Origin of the sequence: Acinetobacter sp. WCHA39 (assembly GCF_002165385.1) — a bacterium.
Classification (GTDB): Bacteria; Pseudomonadota; Gammaproteobacteria; order Pseudomonadales; family Moraxellaceae; genus Acinetobacter.
The window spans coordinates 1-19898 of sequence record NZ_NHRP01000043.1 but is presented as its reverse complement, the minus strand read 5'-3'; the positions used below and the strand labels follow the sequence as shown (position 1 = coordinate 19898).

The window sequence follows — 19898 nt, the reverse complement described above, 5'->3', positions numbered from 1 at the left end:
TTGAATGATTTCTTCTTGGTCTACGTGCCATAAAATACTCCATATATTGATGTTTATAACATCATTTGAGGAGCAGAATATCACTTATAGCAGTTGTTCAAATTTCCGGATCCATCTCTGTTAATTTCTTATCCGCGATTCAGATTAATTAAGGTATAAGAAAAATACCTCTATCATTCGATTGATTCCTTTATATAAATAATAAAGTAAATATATGTTTTCGATGAAGCTTTATAAAATTCAGTATTAGACCTGTAGGGAAAACTTATCAAACTAAGTATTGGCTAGTCTTTTTCTTCGAAAAACTTATCAAACGAAGTATTAAGTTAATCTTTTTCTTCAACTTCTTCCTTAAACTCAAACAAATCATTCATCGTACAGTTAAAGTACTTACACAACTTATCGGCGACTGGTAATTCAATACGTACAGCACGGTCATAATACATACTTGTGAGCGTGTTGCGATTGATACCTGTTGCATGCACCACTTCACTTAATTTTAAAATTTTTCTATCGCCCATGAGGCTAGATAACTTACAAGTAATCATATTTAAATTAATTTACAAAAAATAACTTGCTGTGGGTTATTTGAAGTTGTTGACTGAGTAATACTTTGCTAAAATTAACCTACAGCAGGTTATTACAACTTATAGAAAGTATATTTTATCCATTTCAACTAAATTATAACTTTTTAAATATAAGGATTGAACCTGCATTAGATTATTTTGTGGAGATGACCGCCGTGTTACCAAATGAGTTATTGATCAGCCAGCAAGCTCGTGACTTAGGAAATCAATTAATTAAAGAAATGAACATCAATAGAAGTTATGGAATGGCTAATTTTCTTGGAGTAAATACTTGCTATGATAATCATCAGGCTGTACTTATTTGGACATTTCAACTGCTTGAAAGGGAACCTGCCTTAAATGAATTAGCAGAAATTAAAAAATATTTTCTTTTAATCTTTCCAGATAGTGTTTATCAATTAGCCTAAGTTGTTTTTAAAATTAATTTATTAAATAAAAAGCACTAAATCAAAGAAAGCTTTATTTAAAAATACCTATTAATTCAAAAACATACCATTTACTGAATATATGAAGCATAGGTTCCTGCTCTATCACTCACTCGTACTAAAATTACATCGCTCTTTTTACTGATACTAAACAATTTATGTCCACGCCACGTTCTGCGGCTTCGAGGGCTAGTTTTTGTTGAACCACTGAGAACAAGGACAACAAACTGCCTACTATATTTTCCCGGAGAGTGGTGTAGGAACTTTTTCATTATTGCTAATCATATCAGCGACAACATCAGCAACGAGCTCCTCTATTCCTGAGAATGCTTTAGACTGATCCGCATCAAGCCAAGACAATGATGGAAACTCAGCACACAACCCAACATACTCATTATATTCTGCTGACCATGTAACACGGCAAGTATATTGTTTACTATCCATTTGAAACCCCATAATGTTTTAAGTCTATGTATAAAAGTACGATTTTCACTTAGCAGTACTTAAATAATCACCCCACCACTGCATCATTTCAGTCCGCTGGGCTAAATAGTCAGCGTGATTATAGCTGGCACGGGTACGGTTCTTATCAATATGTGAAAGTTGTGCCTCAATCCAGTTATCCTGGAACAAACCTGAGTCATTCAAAATGGTACTAAAAGTGGAACGTAGTCCATGAGAGGATAATTGATGTTTTCCATAGCCCATCTTACGTATAGCCATATTTAATGTATTAAAATGAATCGGTTGATTATGTTTCCGTGGGCTAGCAAAAATGTACTTTTCACCGTATGACCATTGCATGACGTCTTTTAAAATATCTAAAGCCTGATCTGAAAGTGGAACTAAGAAGTCGGGAATCTCATGGCCTAATATGACTTTTCGTCGAAACTGTTTAATATGCAAGGCAGGTATTTTCCAGATTTTTTCATTTAAATCAAAATGATGAGGCTCAGCCAATAACAATTCAGCCCCTCGCACGCCAGTATGTAATTTGAACAGCAGTGCTTTTTTAATAATCGGATGGGCATCCAATTTTAATAAATTTTTCTTAAAATCTGATATATCCTCCGCTTTCAAATACGGATAATTCTTCTTGATTTTACTGTTAATGGCGATTTTATTTAAACCATGCGCGATGTTGAATTCACAATAACCCATCGCTACAGCGTAGTCATAAATTTGGTTCAAATAACTACAAGCTTTCTTGACAGGTTCTTTTACTTGGCGTCCCTCTATTTTTTTGATTACTGAAACCAGGTCATAACGCTTGATGTTTTGAAAAGGTAAATCCTGAAGGTCTGGATAAATATCTTGCTGTAAACATCTTTCTGCTAACTGTAGTACACCGCAGCGGGGTGAATCATTAAATGCATTTTTCAGTTTGAACTGCAGCCACTCCTCCCCTACCTTACGAAAGGTGATGACATTAGAGACAGTATCATGCTCAAAACAATAATTATTGTCTTTAAAGTCATCTTTGACTTGTCGTGCCTTTTTCAGCGATAAATCAGGATAAAGCCCCAACTGAATGCGGCGACGTTTTTTTGTTTGTGGATCTGTATAGCGATAGCACCAAGATTTTCTTCCAGTCGGCTCAATCTTCAGGCTAAGTCCATCTTCATCGGATAAAAAACAAGTTTTTTCCTTGCAATGAGCTTGGCGAACTTTAATTTCAGTAAGACTCATGAAATTTAAATGAAACCTATCAGCGGATTGACGAGATCCATTATATCAAAATAGAAGAAAATATATATGATGCGTATGTTACGCATCATATATATTTGTAATATATTGTTTTATATGTTTATTATTGAAAATATTTTAGTTTTAGTAACCATCATGAGTACCACCTCTAATTTAATTTCCCAACAACTTACTTATCTGTGATCAATGTTAAATAAGTCTTATACTGATCCTAGCCCAGCCCATATGGACAATGCTTACTTCTAAAGATAACGTAACGTTAACTTTATAGATGTAAAAATGGCTAAAGGCTTTAGTCCAGAATTTAAAAAGCAAGCAATTGATTATGCACTTTCAACCTCACACAAGTCTGTAGCTGCAATCGCCCTGAAATTAGGTGTCTAGGATCATAGGAAGGGTTTGAACAATTAAAAAAAGCACCCAACGGCGCTTTTTTCTTTCAGATTTTTGCATGAATTTAATCATTAAATCCTAAGTATTTTGGCAATTCATTTTTGAAAAACCAACGTGAGCGACTAGCACCCACATCACGATACTTAATATTATGAATAGATTTGCAATGGATACACTCAAATTGCTTCCATTCCGTACCGCCACTTAGATCGTCAACCCAATCTTCTTTTACTATTGTATTCCAGCCTAACGGCATACTATCTATAGATAAAACAGTACATTTTTCACAATTATTGTTCATACAATCTTCTATAAGTAATTTCAAAAAAAAATTCTAAAATTGTGAAACGACATCAATGAAAATAAACTCTCTAGAATGTTTAGTTGGCATTCCTACGAATGTAAATTCAACATTCCTTTCTACATCATTTCTTCGTGTTTCCGCATGAACAGAAGAAACATGACTGACATCAAAGAATCGTACCATGTTGTTTAGGCCAATGATCTCATCATCCTCATTGGCAATTAAAACCTCTAATTCAGGATCAAACTTTTCTAATTTTTCAATTAAATCTTTAACTTTCATTCCTAACCTACTTATATATAACAGTATATTCTTTTTTATCCAATGGATGGACTATAGTCTTTTTCCCCCACTCAAATCTTTGAGGAGTCGGAAAATCTATAAACCTTATAAGATCATAAGTCCAATAATCTTTGCTTTTTTCAATTGCTTGCTCTGGCGTATATTTCGAAAAAAAATGGATTTCGATTATATTTCCTTCAAGATCTCTAGCATGCAATAAACATGAATAATTAGGTATGAATCCTTCAAACATGTTAATACTCAACCTATAAATTATTTAAAAAAAATTGCAGAATATAGCTTGCGAGAAAAAGGTATTTTCACAGATTTTTTTTGTTGAGAAATACATAACAAGAAAGAAAATAGCACCTGCAATCATCAGGAATATGCCTGTAAATTTCCAATTTACGACATCCTGATTCCCACAACGGCCACAGTAATAATAATAACCTTTGATACGCCCACCACATTCAGGGCAATTTTTGTGATTGATTAAGTAATTAGACATATTTAATACTCCATTGTTAATTTTAGAAAGCACACAAGCACGAATGCCTGTGCACCAGATCACTTAAGTTGCACATGGAACTAAAAAAGCCCATGCCTCATAACCATACTCATGCGCATCTAACACCTTGCCAGAATTGCCTCGTACTTTACGGAATCTACAAAAGATCCATTTCATGCCTTTCGGCGGTTCTTGAGTACCTAATTTCTTAAGCACATAGCTCACCTCCTCTCCCAAGGAGATTTGAAAAGCTGACTTAAATGATCTACAATGAAGTTCTCACGCTTTATAGTAGTCATCTGAGTAAGCCGAATAGCCCTTGGGTGTACTATCCGAAACTGATATGAAAGATAGCTTTCATATCAGTTTTTTCATTTTAAAGAACTAAATTTATTTCTAGCCGCTTTATAACCAACTTTGAATTTTTCTTGAATGTCTTCAATAGACAAATTAATACATGCTTGTGTTGGCATCAGTAACTCTGCCGCAAACGTATCAGCTTGCCATTCAGAATCTTCATAATGTTTATGCCTGACTGCACCACGTGCTAAGGCAAAACCCTCATGAAGAATTAAGTGCCCTATTTCATGTGCTACAGTAAATCGCGCACGGCAATGTTTTGGATCAGATACATCGCATAAAGCATCATAAGTATCTGCACGAAGAATAATAGTCATAGCATCTGGATTAGTTAAAGCCTCAACATCAGGCATATCCTCAATTTCCCAGACTTCTAAAATGACACCTAATTCATGCAATCGATGTTCTAAGCCTCGACTTAAATCTATTGACTGATTTAGTGACAGTTTAAAAATCTTGTCACGAATAATGAGTGCTTTTTGTTTTATGCTTTGTTTACTTAAAGGCGCGACTTTAACACCTCTAGGCATACATCCAGATGTCATATATCAATTCTCCTCAAGAATTTTTCTAAGTTGCGCCATATTCAAAGTATCGTCTTGAATTCGTCTAGCAAACATCAAAGCAATTTCTGCTTCTTCTGGGCTATTTGTTCGAACAGTAACATTATCAACACTTTGACTAGCAGCATGTGTAAGCAAATTTTCCTCTGCTTTACTTAAACCTAATGCGTTTGTAATTTTTGTAATTAATTCAGCACTTATTGGCTTTTTTCCTGTTTCCACAGCTGATAAGAAAGCTGAACTAACGCCAATTGAAGTCGCTAGTTCATTAAGATTGGTATCATAATCAATCCTAAGTTTCCTAATCGCTTTTCCAAAATCTGTTAGTTTAGACATTTTCGTAACCCTATTGCGTTACTCATTCATTATTGAAAGAGTAAATACTTTTTACAGTATTAACCAATCTTATATTAACTTTATCTTTTATTCAACATATTGGATTAAATATTCAACCTAAAGGTTAATTTTTTAATATTACTACTAAGAATAGATACTGTGCCATGAAATCCAACTATCTGTGATTCATAGACATCCTTGTCAGCAGATTGGAGATGAAAATTGCTTTGTCCATGGAGTCGTCGATTCAGTCAAGAACTGCTGTTACGCAGCCAGTGCCTCCCTTAAATCATTGCCTAAATCGTGGTGCCCCTGACTCAATAGTTCTGCCATCACGCACTCGGCGATTTGCGAACCCCGAGGGAACGCCAAAAGCGAACCTTCGCCCAGTACAGGTGGGAACTCCATGTTCGAACCAGAACCTACCAAGCTCTTCACAGTCCATAGCATCTGTCCATCCAAATACCTGGGGAGCAATACCAGATGAAATCCATCGAGCAGCCATTGCACAGTCAAATGGTTGAGCTGGTAGAGATAGAGTTTCGAGGCGTGGTGAATGCTCGCGCCAATGCGCGTGGCGACATGCACGGCGCCCGCAAGATGGTGAGATCCGCCACTGTTATCAAGGAAAAACGGCCATCCCAAGCTCGCACGCTAAACGTGTCGGAGCCACGTCCGTGCATTAGCCGGATTTCGCCATGTGAACAAAGCTCTTTTAAGCTCGCATCATCCAGTCAGAGCGAGGGCTTTCCTTTTCTGGCATATCGATTCTGCTCATCAATATAGTAGGCACCAAAGACATCCACATTTTCGTGCGGCATGCCTGCTGACTTACTTGAGGAGATGCCCTCTATATCGCTTGCGTCGCATTCAAAGTGAGGCGCCATCGTCACTTGCACTAGCGATCCATGTGGACTTTGGAAAATCCTCCTTAGCGCCCCAGGCTGAGACCGGAAAGCGACTCCGCAAAGTAAAGTTGCCACGGTCGAGTTTATCCAGGATGCTCCATCGACGGCGTGAGTCATCAAAAATCTTCGATTTTGGGGTGTTGAGGCGCACGCCTTTTCCTGCCGCCTCCCTAAGCTCCAATAGTTCACACCAAGCTTCACACCGCTTCCGAACCAGTTCCGGCGGTCGATTCCAATATCTTCGCCACCACGGCCATGTGTGGAGTTCGAGCACTGAAGTTGGTAACTCAGAGAGCGACATCGCATTCATAGACTCAACTCTCTTGTTCTTCGGGGTACTCCGCTTGAGGAATTGATACCCAACCATCGCGGGTAATGCCCGCCCCGATGCGGAGATTCTTGCTTTCGGTTGCCGCCCAGTGCCCACCCCGGTGTAATACAGCGCGAATTACGGACTTCCGCGGGTGATCCTCATCGGCTTTGGCAGAACTGCAAATGGCATTCCAGGTATGCTGGATCGGCATACTGTCCAACCGTGAACCAACCAGTTGGTCCAGAATTTCAGTCGAGACATTGTGCCGCCCGCCATGGTGGGGCACCTGAAAATACCGAATGCCTGGCAACGCGAGTCCGGCAAATGGCGCGTAGTCAATAACCTCTTGCAGCGCCTCACGCCCGGCATCGCCAGTAAGCATGACACGATGACCGTTCAGGACAGCCGACTGGACCACACTCATTTCATTTTCACGACTGGTAGGCTCAGGCGGAAAATACTCCTCGCCCCACAGGGATTTGATGTAGGCGGTCGCGGCCTTCATTGCCCGGAATATGCCGCTCAACGCGCTGTCCAAAGCACTTTCTTCAACAGCCTCCGGTGTCTTCGTGGAGTCCACAATCAGGTCGAAATAGCGCCCCAGGGTTGGTGCCATCACAGTGAAGGGGCCGATGCTCTGCCCCTGAAGGGGGGCATGGATTGGAATTCCCTTTTCTACCGCCAGATCCTCAAGAATTGCCGTGGCATCGTAGATGGAGCGCAACTTCCGTCTCAGCGCCTCAACCGATTCATAGGTCTCGAATCGATCAATCAACTGATCTGCATAGATCCACGGCCTGTTGATCCAAAGATTTCTGACCGTGCACTGCTCTAGAACTTTTCGCAAACCATTTGCGTGATCGCGATCAGGGTGCGTGAGAATCACATGGTCGATGACTGTTGTTCCGTAGTAGGTCTTCAGGTGCTCGACAATCTGATCTCCCGTATCCAGATATCCTCCGTCAACGACGTGCACGCCCTCAGTGCCATTCACAGAATAGCGAAGCGTGATCGCATCTCCGCTTTTTGCTGTTTCGACGCCAAGAAAATCGATCTCGAAGTAGTCAGCCATACATCCCTCTTGTTTTATGCCAATAAAGTGCTGGTGGCTTTACCCCTACCAGCGATCCACCGCACATGTGGGTCCTGTCGGAGTCCATACCAACGACACGGCGGGAAGACCACCAGCATCCTCGGCGATGTTGCGCAATGTGTTTCGGTCTATGCCCGAGTGTGGGCCGCCTTTCGGGTGGCTGTGCCAAGTTCCGATGAAGGTGAGATACCCTAAAGAGGCTCCATTTGCCGCACGCAAATTCTGAACAAGTCCATCCGTTCCGAGGACGAAGCAGGCGGCCTCTCGAATGCTGTCAGGCGGCGCGTCCACGATGCCCGCAATGGTGATGGTTCGATTTTCAAACGAGATGCGGCCGACCAAGGCTCCGCCTGTTTCCAGAGCGCCCCAGTGCAGCGCATCGGCATGGATCGCTTGCACGACTGGGTGCAGAATCCGAATGTTCCAGCCACCATCATCAGCTACGTCGAGCACAGTGGTCGGGCCAAGACTGGCGCGGGTCCATGCCATGCCGAGGCCTTCGGCATCCGAGATCCCGGTGCAAAGCATCGCCTCCTTCGGAAGCCCGCCAACGAGCCAGCGTTCCAGTTGCAGACCGGCCAGTGACGAAGAACGCGAAACAACGGCATCAGACATTGGCATCGTCAGTGAACGGCAGTTGTCGCCCACAAAAATGCGCGTCGGCTCCGACGTATCCCCAGCAATCGATGCCCGCAGTTCCGGCACAAACCGACAGCACTCGAACAAGAATGCCGTGAGGTCGTCAACCCGACCGGCGCGACTAGGTCCTTCAAGCAAAACCGCGACACAGCGGCCCTGACCATACATCGCGATCCGTACCAGGCGGGCAGGAGACTGGTTCAGTACTGCTGATTGTGTTTCTGCGGCCAGCACCTGAAGTGAGGCCGTCGCATCCACGATGAGAGCCGCATCCTGCGGAATGACTGTGGCGAACTGTGCCGGATCGACCAGAAGGGTCACGGCGTCGGTGTCGAACGCGCGCGATTGAAGATGCGACAGCTCCTCAAAGGCCGTCTTCATCCGCGCCGACTTCCGAGGTGGGACCAGTACCGATGTCCGCTCAATGAGTGCATGCCGTGCCGCGTTATGAGGTGACATGGACTCGTTGTCGACGAAAGTCATTGAGCCGAAACCTGCTCGCCCCAGTTGCATCGCGATTTTCGATCCCACACTTCCGCAGCCGAGTATGACTAGCGGCTGCGATGTGGCTGCTGGTGGAATGCCGGATGTCCTTGCTAGCAACTCAGGAGACAACGCATGCGCGTGAAAGGCTGGGTGAACCGTGGCGTTTCGCTCCAGGAGCGCTTTAGCGTTGAGTTCATAGCGCACCGCGTAGGGCAATACCTCGACACTTCTCCCTGGTGAACCCACAAGCGACGCTGGCCGTTGTACCGTCAGAATTACAATCGCGTACAAGCCATGCACCCAGCCGCGCGAGTCCTGCTGCATATCCAGGATCGAGCGTCCGTAATAACCATCCAAGCCTTGGGCCAACGCGTCGCGATCAATGCCAAGTTCCGCTGCTAGATCAAGCAGCGTCGCGAGATCGACAACCGTCTCCGGTTGGTAGCGTCCGACCATGTGCGGGTGGCCGTCGGTCATTGGAGCCCGCGCAATGAAGGCCGCAGTATGGCCATTTCCCCACTTGCCCAATTTGTCGTTGTGAACATCATGGACGAACACTGCATCGATTTGTGCGGTCAGTTCGGCATTGAGGATGGCGTATAGCCCGCCATCAATCGTCACGTAGCCTGCGGGAACTACCAGAATCGTGCCGTCAGCAGGTGCGGAGGCCGCAACCTTTTCGGCACTGAATACAATGGTCGAAGGACAACTGTCTCGGCGCGTCGGCTCCCACCCCTGTTCCAAGTCCAGCAATGTTCCGGCCGCAGCCTTGTGCAGCCAATCGACCAACTGATCGACAATGGCGTCTAGACCAAACCGATGCAGCAGTTCGTCCAAGGACCCCTCGAACAGGCAAGGCGAGACCAGCTCACCTTCGCGATGGGGGTTGATGTGCGGCAAATTGAGCGGAAAGTCCGCACGCAAGAAAGGCTTGGGCGCGGACAGGGCCCAATCACTGCCGAATACCAGCACGCATGTCTCGACAGCGCGCACTCCGGTTTCGGAGACGCCGTTACGCCGTGACCTGTTTGGCAGTTGGACGGCAACATCGACTTCTATTTGCGTCGATGCACCGCTTGCCTTGGGCTCGCCAACGCGAATCAGGCCCCGATGCCGCTGAAGTTGATGTAGTGCGTCAGCGATGGCGCCCGTCATGATGCCCCGTGCGGCATCGGAGTGCGCGCGGAGGTGATCACGGCAGCGGCCTTCGATCCGGACTCCTTCTTCGAGGGCGGCTGCACTCCCTGAGCGGTGACGGTGAAAACGAGGGGCTCCAAGGATTTCTCGCTCGGGTACTCGCCCGTGCAATAGAACTCGCCCTTTGCTTCGTCTACGATCACCACGTACTCACGCTTTGCGCGGATGCAGGGTGGATCACTGTCGTCGTCTGCAATCGGCTTGCAACTGGCGACGATGACGGCGCCGTCACGGGTCTGCGAAAGCGCCTTGCGGGCATCGGCATCGAGTTTGGCCTTCTCGCCGTAGTCGGACCAACTGTCATAGGACAGCGAATGCCAAGAACAGTGATGCGGTGCCTGCATGATGTCGTACTCAAGTACATCGGCTTCGGTCTCGTGGCGCTGCCACTGGCGGTTCCAGATGAACACCTCAGCATCGCCACCAGTAAGGAACTTTGCGCCATCCGGCGTCTGAGCATCAGCGGCTAACGTGATGTTCAGGATCACGCTGGACTGGTTCTTGACCAGGCACTCTTCCTCTTCTTCGTCGTCCTGGGCATCCAGGGGGGCCAAAAGAAACGCAGAGAAGAATGCGGAACTCTTGCCGTTGATCGTCGAGAAGCGCGTGTCCACCTTCCGCACAATCGAGGTGAGATCATCGGTTTTTCCATCGATGTCCTCGCCCATGATCTGGATGCGGTCGCCGTTTCCGACGGCGAAGTTCTTGTCGCGGTTCAGTTGTATCCGCCGACGCGCCTCCGTGTTGAATACCTTGGCGTCGTCGCTCAAAGTGTGCGTCTTGCTTGCGCGTCGAAACACGATGGGAGACGACCACATCTCCCGGATCACGATTTTCTTGTCCTTGTCGTCCTTCTTGTCATCCGGGTACTTGTCCAGCGGTCCCAGGTAGAAATGCCGCGTCAGCCCACGGCAATGATCCTGGTCCGGGTGGCTCAACAAAAAGGCATCGACATATGGCCTGCCGTTCTCGTCTTTTTTCAGTCGTTCGCGCAGATCCTTGGCGACATCGCGCACGTCCTTCCCAGGATCATCGGCATCTTGTCTGATGTTTACGTCGATCAGCAGGGTCGTCGCGTCAAGATCGCCGAACTTGATGAGTGTCATGTCCCCGTTGTCGACGGGGAAAAAGGTGATGGTTGTGGGCATTGAGGTCTCCGGGTAGACGACCGAAGGATGATCGCGTATAGTTAATGTACGACTATTTTTTATATCCGTCTACTTATTAGGCGCAAATAATGCAAGAGCCTCCTGTAACTGCCGCCGATCCCGCTGAGCCCAAAGGGCTAAGCTGGGGGTTAGAGAGCAGACTTCAATTCATCGATTTCCGTTTGCGCTGGGAGCGGCGCATCAATCGAATGGATCTCACCGAGCACTTCGGCATATCGATTCCCCAGGCCTCACTGGACATTGCCAAGTACACGGAGTTAGCGCCGAACAACCTGATTTATGACCGCAGTTCCAAGACTTACACGGCAGCACCGAGTTTTCACCCGCTTTACCAGCGAAGTTCGGTGCAACACTATCTAGCGGAGCTGCTGGCCACCAAGATGGGCGTCATCGAACCAGCGTCCAGCTTTATTGGCTCAGCGCCTGAGGCAGATTGGGCACCGTCCCCTTGGCGCACCATCAATGAACAAACCGTCGAAGCAGTGGTCCGGGCAATTCGGCAGCAGGAAGCCATTTGGGTGAGCTACCAGTCCATGACGTCCTTGGACGAATCGGTTCGTCTGCTGTCGCCGCACGCTCTGGGCAACGACGGTTTTCGCTGGCACATGCGCGCGTTTTGCCATAAGCGCCAGCGCTTCAGCGATTTCGTCCTCGCCCGAATCCTGCGCATCGATGGCTTCGAGGCGAGCCAAGTGGACGCCAGCCAGGATTCGCATTGGCAAACTGTATTGACGCTGGTGCTTGCACCGCATCCCGATTTACCCGCTGCCAAGAAACGAGTCCTGGAGTTGGACTATGGAATGGAGGGTGGACAGGTCAAACTTCCATGCCGCCAAGCGTTTCTGTACTACACACTGAGGCGTTTGGGCTTGCATACCAAGGAAGCACCCGACCCCCTCGCGCAGCAGATCACTTTGAAAAACCGCGATGAAATTCAACCCTATATTGATGCCTTGTCGGCCCAAAGCTAAGCACCTATGACGAATATTTTTGAACTGGTCAAAGACCCCTACGAGCGCAAGGCGCGCGTAATTCCAGGACTTCTTGTAGCTTTGCCGCTGCTCGTTCCCTTGTTGTGTGTCTACGGCGCAAAGCACCCGGTACTTACAGGCGTGATTGGACTGCTGGGTGGCTGCGGTGCCATTTATGCACTCGCAAGCGTAGCCCGTGGGCGGGGAAAAAAGTTGGAAGAATCCCTAGTGAAAAAATGGGGCGGAATGCCAACAACCATAGCCCTGCGCCATCGCGACAAATTTCTGGATAGCGTCAGCAAGCAGCGATATCACACCGCGATTACAGCTAAGCTGGGTATTGCCATGCCGAACGCAGAGGAGGAATCAGCAGATCAGGACAAGGCGGACGATACCTACATTGGGGCAACCAAGCGACTTCGTGAACTCACCCGTTCCAACAAGCAGCTCCTACTCAAAGAGAATATTGCATACGGATTCCATCGCAATATGTTAGCGATGAAACCTGTTGGCATTTTGTCGTGCCTCTTGGGTATCCTTTATGGATTGCTGATTGCAAAAATCTTGCAGGTTGCGCCTCCACATTTTGACCCTGTGCATTTTGCTGATCCGGGGCTGGCTGCTGGCCTAACGCTGCTCATTTCGCTGGCGTTACTGGCCGCTTGGCTACTGTATTTCGATCAGAGCGCAGTCAGGCGGATGGGGTTCGTCTATGCAGAACGCCTATTCGAGTGCTTGCCGTCTTTGCCTTCTTCGGCTCCGCGGAAAAGAGCACCAAAACCGACGACGGACTGAGAACTGTCCAACAAGCAAACAGGCGCCTGGCTCCGTTGTAGTGTTTGCCCGCAAGGTGACTCCGGCAATACGCGGTGCCGGGTATGGGTTTTCAGGTCGGCAATCCAGCGATGCGCCACCCACACGTCTTCTTCGGGGTGGTTGTTGTCCACGCAGTTGCAGTATTTGTAGCTAACGTGCGCATCAGTGTGCGACAGCAGGATGCGCGCCATCGTCATGTGGAAGCGATGGGCTTGGAGATCGGCTGGGCCTTTGGGGCGCGGCAAGGTCAGCCCTAAGCAGCGCTGGTCATTGAATTCACTCCAGTCGGGGCCAACGACTTGTCCCGCGCGTTCCAGCATCTTGCGCGACTGTTAGTTCTTTCCATTGACCAAGGCAACGGCGACCGTACCCTTCGGGTACTCTAGCTTCTCCGCGAGCAGGTTCATCCAGCGCACCAGCTTGTTCAGCGTCTCATCGTTGGCAATTGCGCGTAGAGGTGGTACAGCAGGTCGTGGAGATAGATGTAGGTCTGCCGGCGTCCTTGCTCGTGGCTCCGCGTGGTTGTGGTCAGTACCCGCTGTGCCCACTCAGGCGTGAGTTCGTCCAGCATCATCTCCGTGATGTCGATGGAGATCAACGGAAATCCGAGCGACTTCCCGATCAGCGCCTTGCGGCCGTCGAAGGCGTGGCTGAGTTCGATTTCAACGCCGCCAAGCACCATCGGCTCGACCTGAACCGGCGGCCCGAGCACGGCAACGTCGAGCCGGAATTTGCTGCCGAATGGCGTCTCCAGAGGATGCTCGGTTGCCACCCGGTCGGCACCCAGCAACAAGTTGCCTTCCAGCGCATAGTCCGACGCATCCGTATCTTTGAACGCCCACGGCATCGCAAGCCCGGCATTCAAGCGTCGGGAGAGTTCGGCAGCGACAAGTTCTTTCGCCTGTCGGTGTTCGGGGCTTTCCTGCACAGCGCGCCACCGGCTGGCTTCTTCATCGTCGAAGTGCGCTTTCGGATTAAAGGTGTGTTGGGCAGGAAGCACGCGGAAGTGGGATCTCCGACGCAACTTCCCGCTCTCAAAGGAGGGGCTGACCCATGTCACCATCTGCCGTGATGCGCCGGGAGACACCAGGGGCCACAGCTTGCGTGCATGTTCCCGGCTGCGAACGTCACGCGCGGCAATCGTAGTCTGGAAAATCCCTTTCCGAGAGAAGACTACGATCGCCTCGTCCATTCTTGTCTTTCCCTTATGGCGATACGGCCGCTAATTTCGTGGTGCCATCCAGCTTGCGGTGAATCAGCGATACCAGCGTCAGGATGTCCAGTGAATCCTGTTCGGACATGGGCTAATTCGCCTTGGGCGCATGAGTCAGCGGATTGCGCACGGCGCCGAACAGGCCGATCAGCAGGTTGGCAAAGCCTTTTTGCTCGCTCTTCTCGGACTCGGTGGTGAGCGGTCCCTAGGATGAATAAAGCGCCAAACGGCGCTTTATTCATTATCAAAATGCACTTAATCTGATGACCCTTAAAAATGCCTGTTCATTGATCTGACTTTTCCCCGTCACATATAGTTCATAGAATTTACGACTCGCATGGACCATGCAACCCAAGTCAATGAGTTGATTTAAAGCATGCTTTTCATCCCTAAGGTTTCAGACAATTTAAGCAACCTGTTGATTAATTTTGATCTCATCCAATTCTTTTACCAATTTAGCTAAGTTCTGCTCTGGATCCAGCCACCAATCAACTGTCCACACTGATAATACCTGCCAGCCTAACCCATTTAATACTGTTGGTCTGAGCTGATCACGGTCTCTTGCTGTAGCTGCTTTAGCGTAGTTTTCACCATCTACTATAATACCTGCAAGATAACTACCTGAATTCAAATTATCCTTAATTGCTATATCTACACAACTATCTCCCTGACCTATACCAAGGTCCACACTCCAGCCTTGTTCTTGCAACTTAGTTTGTAGGTACTGTAGGAATTCTTTTTTAGCCTGCTGTTTACTTTGGTCAGCATAATTTAAATGCAACTGACCACTACGAGCAAAAACTAAGAAGTCTTTTAAATCCCTTACACCCTCACTATTAGTGCGTGCCAAATTAATTTCTTCAGGACTCAAAGCAGAGAAAACATGTAATCCTTGACGAGCGCGAGTAATTGCTACATTTAGACGGCGCTGACCACCTTGACGATTAAGCGCGCCAAAGTTCATAGATAATCGACCATCACGGTCTTCTGCGTAAGTAATTGAGAAAACGATAATATCACGTTCATCTCCTTGCACATTTTCTAAATTCTTAACAAATAAAGGTTCAATGCCTGACTTACTCAATGTCTCTAACTCAGGGTGATTAGCCAATTCATTATCCAGCAAATCTTCAATCAACTTCTGCTGAGTCATATTGAAAGTGACCACACCTAAAGTCAAAGGATTCTCTTGCCCTAACTGTGACTGTAAATGCTGAATAATAAATTCAACAATTGCCTTTGCTTCATTACTATTGGTACGTGTATCACCTTTGTCGTATACACCCTCAACCACATGTAGTTTTACAGCTGTATCCTTAGCAACAGGTGCAGGGAAAGTAAATAAACCACCTTTGTAGTATTTCTGATTACTAAATTGAATGAGACTTTCATAACGACTACGGTAATGCCAATTCAAAGCTAATTCTGGTAACTGAGCAGCAAGACATTCATCCAAAATACTCTCCAGATCTTCAGTCACCTCCTCATCAACCTCTTCTTCAGAATCGCCTTTACCGAAGAAACTGGTTGGTGGCATTTGTTTATTGTCACCCACCACGATTGACTGTTTACCTCTCGCTAATGCACCAATTGCATCCCATACAGGAATCTGTGATGCTTCATCAAAAATTACTACATCAAATTTTGCTTCTGTGTCCAGATATTGGGCAACTGATAATGGACTCATTAATAAACATGGTTTCAAGCCAACTAAAACATCAGGAATTTGACGCATCAACTCTCGTACAGGAATATGACGGCGTTTCTTACCCAACTCTTTGTTAAGAACAGTCCATTGCCCTTTGTAGTGGTTTTGTTCTATAAAAATATTATTCCAACGGTGAATAATTTCCTGACTTGCAGAAAGTTGGTGTTCTTTATCCTGCTGGGCAAAGGACATTATTTTCTGTTCATGTTGTTGGCTGTTAAATTGGTTTAACTCTGGATGCTGACTAAATTGATGCGTAATCCAGTGTCTCGCTAAATTAATATTCAGGCGTTTTAGGGCATCATCCACATTCAATGGGGCATTCAAAAGCTCAAATGCCAATGGTTTTAACCCATGTTGAATCAACTGGCTCTTTATAGCCTGCCAATTTAACCAATGTCTCCAAGATGAACTGTGTTGCTGCAACTGCTGTTGTCTTTCGATAATTTTATTAAAATCAATATCTGAATATGAGGTAATCGCAGTATCACTCTTCAGGACATGATCATTCAGCAATTGCCTAAACGTATTCTCCACCTGAGCGATATTCTGTGTCAGCTCATCCAAAGTATGATTTTTACTAAACTCTACAGCTTTTAATAAAGTTGCTTGATCAGTAATTGACAACGCAACTATCTGCTTAATTTCTTGCCACTGATTGTGAATAGCTTCAAAACTTTGCCATGCGCTATCTTCACCCTGCCAATAAGAACCAAGCTTACTCGCTAACAGTTTTTCACATTCAGTAAATTGTAATTGTTGGCTTTGGATATGCTGCAAGATTGGTAAGTCATGGGCAACTGCCAAAGCTGTTGGGCGTTGAGTTGAGTCTTGATAAGTTTTGACTAAGTTTCTCAGCTGGAATTTAGCAAACCATGAAAATGGGAACATTTTTGATTCTGCTTCACGCCATTTAAAGCCAATTTGACTTAAATCTGCTTGATAAATTTGAGATTGGTATTTCCCTACTAATGAAGAACGCTGTTGCTTAAGATCTTGCGTTAAGTGTTTTGTCTGGGTAATGGTTTTTAAATCGATATCTTTAATCGCATTTAAGAGTTTTAAGTCTGTTTGCTGAACCAGATTAGATATTGCTTTAAAAATCGCAACATCCTGATTAACCTGACTCAGATTCTGCTTTTCACTGAATCCAAAAACCTGTTGCCAAGCAGAAATAGACTTTTGTAATTGTTGTATCTGACCTACAAGTTGGTCCTGTAATAGTTGATATTGCTCCTGCCATGCCAGATTCCAGATAGGTTCGGACAAGCCCTCCGCAAATCCATCCAATACGTCTTTAGCATTTTCATTTACTAGCTGACGCAAGCTTACTGCTTGTGTCACCGTCTTATTCAGCAACTCACGCTTTTCTGATGTTAGTGTTGAAATTTCAATCTCAGGAAAACGTAGATGTGGTGTATCCCGATAACAAAGTTCATCACTCATTGCGGCATACAGACTCCAACCGATCGCATGTACGGTATGGAGATTATTTACATGCTGATTCAGTTCATCACGAGACTGGATTAATTTGTCCGACAACTTTTGCCATTCTGTTGTCTTTAGCTGAGCACTTAGAAAATATGGGTCATTGTTCTTCTGTGCTCTTTCCCGCAGTTGATCCAAAACCTGCATTTTCTGCGCTTTGGAAGAATGTAACTGCAAGCACAACTCACTCAAGCCAATCTGTGTCAAACGACGATAGACAACCTCTAAAGCTGCCATCTTTTCAGAAACGAACAACACAGATTTACCATCTGCTAGACACTGTGAAATCATATTTGTAATGGTCTGGGACTTACCTGTCCCAGGAGGGCCAGAAAGTACAAAAGTACGTCCTAATGCGGCGGACATAACTGCTGCTAACTGTGACGAGTCAGATGATAACGGTGTAAAAAATTGTTGAGGTTGATATCGTTGGTCTAGTTGAGCGGGTTGCGGAAAATCATCCTGTTTAATGAATGGTTCTCGTGGTGATTCAATCAGATGATTTACTACAGATTGATTTTTAAGTTGATCCATTCGTGTAGACAAATCAAGCCACATTAAATATTTTGAAAATGAGAACTGACCAATGGCAGCCTCAGCTTTAACTTCCCATCCTGGTATATTCACAATAGCCTTACGCACAATATGTAAGACTTGGTTAACATCTATCCCAGAATCATCTGCCGGCAAAGGGTTTAAACCCGAAATATCTAGTTCAAAATCCTGTCTTAATAATTGTAATAAAGTTGAATTAAAGCGAGGCTCATCATCATACATATACAGGCGATAACCTGTTTTAGCGGTCTCGCGGGTGATCTGCACAGGAATAAGTAGTAGTGGCGCTTTAAAAGTGCGTTTTGAACGCTCTGACTCTTTCCATTCCAGAAAGCCAATAGCAAGAAATAGTGTATTCGCTCCTCCCTCTTCTAAAGCAGTACGTGAGGCACGGTAAACCTCAATTAGGCGCTTTTCCAGTAAGGGTGTATCAAGTGGACTAAACAATAGTTTTCTGGACAGGCTATCATCAACATATTGATTGATATGTTGGCTTTCATTGTCACGCTGGACATCTTTTAGCGAGATGCTATCAATCCCCTTAAATAAGAAACCCTCTTGGTTCGCCAATGCATCTTCAAGTTTCCCCAGTGTTAACTCAGAACATTGTAAGGGTATGCTGTAACGATTGTCCTTAAAGTTTAAGAGCTTGTTACGGAGACTTAGATCAAGCAAACGGCGCAACCAGCGGTCAACCCGCGTGGCTTTACTTTCTACAGGACGTTCAACATCATATACAGGAATAGATGCAGGCGCCCATTCAATTTCTGTTTCATCCAGATGATTTTTCTTATCCTGATATGAGGAAATTGGTTTAATGCCACGCAACCGGGACTGGCGAACATCAATCGCAAGATAGAACTTATGCTGGCGGGATTCATCTTTAATGTACTGTTTTGCTGTTTCAAGTGCGGATGCAAACTTTACTTGTTGTGTGAGCAGCGTTGTTTCTATAAAAACAACTTCACCCAAATCATAACGCTTTCTTAATGCTTGAATATCATCAATGATCAAGTCAACATTTGGCGTCTCATTTAACCAAACCCCAAGATACGAATGTCCTTCTTCAATAATAAGTAAAGTATCTAAGCCTATTTGTTCAGCCAAGGCACTTAAAAGTATTGTCGTGTCTAAACAACATGCTAACTTCTCGTCAAAAATCTGCTTTGCCAAACGTATTCTTTGGCCCGATTTAACAAAGCTTGCTGGGTTAACAATATAATGAATATCTTGTTGTAATAAAGACTCCCATAAGGCATTCAGTTGAGATAGCACAGAATCTCTATCTCGCTCTTGATAACCACTTAATGAACCTAGTTCTTTTGCTTTTAAAATTTCACTGGCCTTAACCAAAATTGGGCTGAGTGCTGAAGCATTGGGTTGTGAAAAACTCGCCAATAATTCTATGGGTTGGCGTTCCCCACCCCAAGTATCAATGGTTAATAAATCAATCTCTGCCCGCTGCTCTGCCAGTATCTCTTCCTTTTCATTCAACCAAAGGATTTCAATACTGCCTTTAAGATTCTCAGGTAACTCCTGCAATAGTTTGATATCAAAAACTAATTTTGGCTTATCAAGAGCCAAGAATTGATTGCCTTCCAAGTTCGCAATATTGATAGTGTGTTCTTTGAAATAATCAGGATTAGAACGAATAACGATTCGAGAACCAGAAATCGTTTCAGTTGAAGAGATTAGGATTTGTCGAATCAGAGGAACTGAATTTTGCTGTAAAACAAAATTCAAAGCTGAAGCACAATCAACCTGCAATGAATATTTTGGATCAAGTTGTTGGTTATTTTCGAGACTGTAAATAAAACTGTGTAAACGCTTAGACTATCCCTCAACGCTGTTAGGGGCAACACAGGTGTTTACCATGA

19 protein-coding genes and 2 pseudogenes are annotated in these 19898 nt (G+C 45.5%); 4 read left to right on the top strand and 17 right to left on the bottom strand.

The window, feature by feature from the left end; all coding sequences use genetic code 11:
• Positions 1–326: 326 nt before the first annotated feature.
• Positions 327–548: a helix-turn-helix domain-containing protein gene (locus tag CDG56_RS15100; protein WP_004658364.1), complete on the bottom strand. Its 222-nt coding sequence runs from the start codon at positions 546–548 to the stop codon at positions 327–329.
• Between the two features lie 194 nt (positions 549–742).
• Between CDG56_RS15100 and CDG56_RS15095 the strand changes: the two genes are divergently transcribed.
• Positions 743–994, top strand: coding sequence for a hypothetical protein (locus tag CDG56_RS15095; RefSeq protein ID WP_004658363.1), 252 nt, complete (start codon positions 743–745; stop codon positions 992–994).
• Positions 995–1246: 252 nt separating this feature from the next.
• On the opposite strand, the gene CDG56_RS15090 is transcribed toward CDG56_RS15095, so the two are convergent.
• The 12 genes and pseudogenes from CDG56_RS15090 to CDG56_RS15030 all read right to left on the bottom strand — a co-directional run bounded on the left by CDG56_RS15090 (position 1247) and on the right by CDG56_RS15030 (position 11249).
• Positions 1247–1468 carry a hypothetical protein gene (locus CDG56_RS15090; RefSeq protein WP_001986288.1) on the bottom strand — a complete coding sequence of 74 codons (222 nt, stop codon included), beginning with the start codon at positions 1466–1468 and terminating at the stop codon, positions 1247–1249.
• Positions 1469–1501: 33 nt separating this feature from the next.
• Positions 1502–2701, bottom strand: a complete 1200-nt coding sequence (locus CDG56_RS15085; RefSeq protein ID WP_000059658.1) for a tyrosine-type recombinase/integrase — start codon at positions 2699–2701, stop codon at positions 1502–1504.
• Between the two features lie 475 nt (positions 2702–3176).
• Positions 3177–3413, bottom strand: a complete 237-nt coding sequence (locus CDG56_RS15080) for a hypothetical protein (RefSeq protein ID WP_016165480.1) — start codon at positions 3411–3413, stop codon at positions 3177–3179.
• A gap of 33 nt (positions 3414–3446) precedes the next feature.
• Positions 3447–3698, bottom strand: a complete 252-nt coding sequence (locus tag CDG56_RS15075) for a hypothetical protein (protein WP_016165481.1) — start codon at positions 3696–3698, stop codon at positions 3447–3449.
• Between the two features lie 7 nt (positions 3699–3705).
• Complete coding sequence (locus CDG56_RS15070; RefSeq protein WP_016165482.1) at positions 3706–3951, bottom strand: hypothetical protein; 246 nt, start codon at positions 3949–3951, stop codon at positions 3706–3708.
• Between the two features lie 318 nt (positions 3952–4269).
• On the bottom strand, positions 4270–4422 hold the full coding sequence (locus CDG56_RS17130) for a hypothetical protein (RefSeq protein ID WP_016165484.1): 153 nt from the start codon (positions 4420–4422) through the stop codon (positions 4270–4272).
• Between the two features lie 155 nt (positions 4423–4577).
• Positions 4578–5111 carry an ImmA/IrrE family metallo-endopeptidase gene (locus tag CDG56_RS15060; RefSeq protein WP_016165485.1) on the bottom strand — a complete coding sequence of 178 codons (534 nt, stop codon included), beginning with the start codon at positions 5109–5111 and terminating at the stop codon, positions 4578–4580.
• A gap of 3 nt (positions 5112–5114) precedes the next feature.
• Positions 5115–5465 (bottom strand): helix-turn-helix domain-containing protein, encoded by a 351-nt coding sequence (locus CDG56_RS15055; RefSeq protein ID WP_016165486.1) that lies wholly within the window; start codon positions 5463–5465, stop codon positions 5115–5117.
• A 264-nt stretch (positions 5466–5729) separates the two neighbouring features.
• Positions 5730–6286 (bottom strand): annotated as a pseudogene (locus CDG56_RS15050) (DUF6685 family protein).
• 401 nt (positions 6287–6687) lie between these two features.
• Positions 6688–7758: a hypothetical protein gene (locus CDG56_RS15040; RefSeq protein ID WP_016165489.1), complete on the bottom strand. Its 1071-nt coding sequence runs from the start codon at positions 7756–7758 to the stop codon at positions 6688–6690.
• Between the two features lie 45 nt (positions 7759–7803).
• The gene (locus CDG56_RS15035) at positions 7804–10059 is read right to left on the bottom strand and encodes a ThiF family adenylyltransferase (protein WP_087548321.1); all 2256 of its coding nucleotides are present in this window, start codon (positions 10057–10059) and stop codon (positions 7804–7806) included.
• Positions 10056–11249 carry a metallohydrolase gene (locus tag CDG56_RS15030; protein ID WP_087548320.1) on the bottom strand — a complete coding sequence of 398 codons (1194 nt, stop codon included), beginning with the start codon at positions 11247–11249 and terminating at the stop codon, positions 10056–10058. Before CDG56_RS15030 ends, CDG56_RS15035 begins: the two co-directional genes overlap by 4 nt.
• A gap of 89 nt (positions 11250–11338) precedes the next feature.
• Here CDG56_RS15030 and CDG56_RS15025 point away from each other — a divergent pair, with 89 nt between their 5' ends.
• From CDG56_RS15025 to CDG56_RS17495, 3 genes are all read left to right on the top strand, one after another.
• A complete protein-coding gene (locus CDG56_RS15025; RefSeq protein ID WP_016165492.1) occupies positions 11339–12241 on the top strand; it encodes a WYL domain-containing protein in 903 nt (300 codons plus the stop codon).
• Between the two features lie 6 nt (positions 12242–12247).
• Positions 12248–13036: a hypothetical protein gene (locus CDG56_RS15020; RefSeq protein WP_016165493.1), complete on the top strand. Its 789-nt coding sequence runs from the start codon at positions 12248–12250 to the stop codon at positions 13034–13036.
• Between the two features lie 83 nt (positions 13037–13119).
• Positions 13120–13314 carry a hypothetical protein gene (locus CDG56_RS17495; protein WP_228130595.1) on the top strand — a complete coding sequence of 65 codons (195 nt, stop codon included), beginning with the start codon at positions 13120–13122 and terminating at the stop codon, positions 13312–13314.
• A gap of 167 nt (positions 13315–13481) precedes the next feature.
• On the opposite strand, the gene CDG56_RS17490 is transcribed toward CDG56_RS17495, so the two are convergent.
• The 4 genes and pseudogenes from CDG56_RS17490 to CDG56_RS15005 form a co-directional block, all read right to left on the bottom strand.
• A complete protein-coding gene (locus CDG56_RS17490) occupies positions 13482–14249 on the bottom strand; it encodes a hypothetical protein (RefSeq protein WP_016165495.1) in 768 nt (255 codons plus the stop codon).
• 13 nt (positions 14250–14262) lie between these two features.
• The gene (locus CDG56_RS17485) at positions 14263–14358 is read right to left on the bottom strand and encodes a TIGR02391 family protein (protein ID WP_228130596.1); all 96 of its coding nucleotides are present in this window, start codon (positions 14356–14358) and stop codon (positions 14263–14265) included.
• Between the two features lie 3 nt (positions 14359–14361).
• Positions 14362–14463, bottom strand: a pseudogene (locus tag CDG56_RS17480) (TIGR02391 family protein); the annotation flags it as partial.
• A gap of 213 nt (positions 14464–14676) precedes the next feature.
• On the bottom strand, positions 14677–19833 hold the full coding sequence (locus tag CDG56_RS15005) for a DUF4011 domain-containing protein (protein WP_074163992.1): 5157 nt from the start codon (positions 19831–19833) through the stop codon (positions 14677–14679).
• Between the last annotated feature and the right edge of the window lie 65 nt (positions 19834–19898).

Bases quoted from the DNA above. Each gene is read 5' to 3' on its own strand.
- CDG56_RS15100 (WP_004658364.1), bottom strand. From the start codon at position 548: ATGATTACTTGTAAGTTATCTAGCCTCATGGGCGATAGAAAAATTTTA.
- CDG56_RS15090 (WP_001986288.1), bottom strand. From the start codon at position 1,468: ATGGGGTTTCAAATGGATAGTAAACAATATACTTGCCGTGTTACATGG.
- CDG56_RS15085 (WP_000059658.1), bottom strand. From the start codon at position 2,701: ATGAGTCTTACTGAAATTAAAGTTCGCCAAGCTCATTGCAAGGAAAAA.
- CDG56_RS15080 (WP_016165480.1), bottom strand. From the start codon at position 3,413: ATGAACAATAATTGTGAAAAATGTACTGTTTTATCTATAGATAGTATG.
- CDG56_RS15075 (WP_016165481.1), bottom strand. From the start codon at position 3,698: ATGAAAGTTAAAGATTTAATTGAAAAATTAGAAAAGTTTGATCCTGAA.
- CDG56_RS15070 (WP_016165482.1), bottom strand. From the start codon at position 3,951: ATGTTTGAAGGATTCATACCTAATTATTCATGTTTATTGCATGCTAGA.
- CDG56_RS15060 (WP_016165485.1), bottom strand. From the start codon at position 5,111: ATGACATCTGGATGTATGCCTAGAGGTGTTAAAGTCGCGCCTTTAAGT.
- CDG56_RS15055 (WP_016165486.1), bottom strand. From the start codon at position 5,465: ATGTCTAAACTAACAGATTTTGGAAAAGCGATTAGGAAACTTAGGATT.
- CDG56_RS15040 (WP_016165489.1), bottom strand. From the start codon at position 7,758: ATGGCTGACTACTTCGAGATCGATTTTCTTGGCGTCGAAACAGCAAAA.
- CDG56_RS15035 (WP_087548321.1), bottom strand. From the start codon at position 10,059: ATGACGGGCGCCATCGCTGACGCACTACATCAACTTCAGCGGCATCGG.
- CDG56_RS15030 (WP_087548320.1), bottom strand. From the start codon at position 11,249: ATGCCCACAACCATCACCTTTTTCCCCGTCGACAACGGGGACATGACA.
- CDG56_RS15025 (WP_016165492.1), top strand. From the start codon at position 11,339: ATGCAAGAGCCTCCTGTAACTGCCGCCGATCCCGCTGAGCCCAAAGGG.
- CDG56_RS15020 (WP_016165493.1), top strand. From the start codon at position 12,248: ATGACGAATATTTTTGAACTGGTCAAAGACCCCTACGAGCGCAAGGCG.
- CDG56_RS17495 (WP_228130595.1), top strand. From the start codon at position 13,120: ATGGGTTTTCAGGTCGGCAATCCAGCGATGCGCCACCCACACGTCTTC.
- CDG56_RS17490 (WP_016165495.1), bottom strand. From the start codon at position 14,249: ATGGACGAGGCGATCGTAGTCTTCTCTCGGAAAGGGATTTTCCAGACT.
- CDG56_RS17485 (WP_228130596.1), bottom strand. From the start codon at position 14,358: ATGTCCGAACAGGATTCACTGGACATCCTGACGCTGGTATCGCTGATT.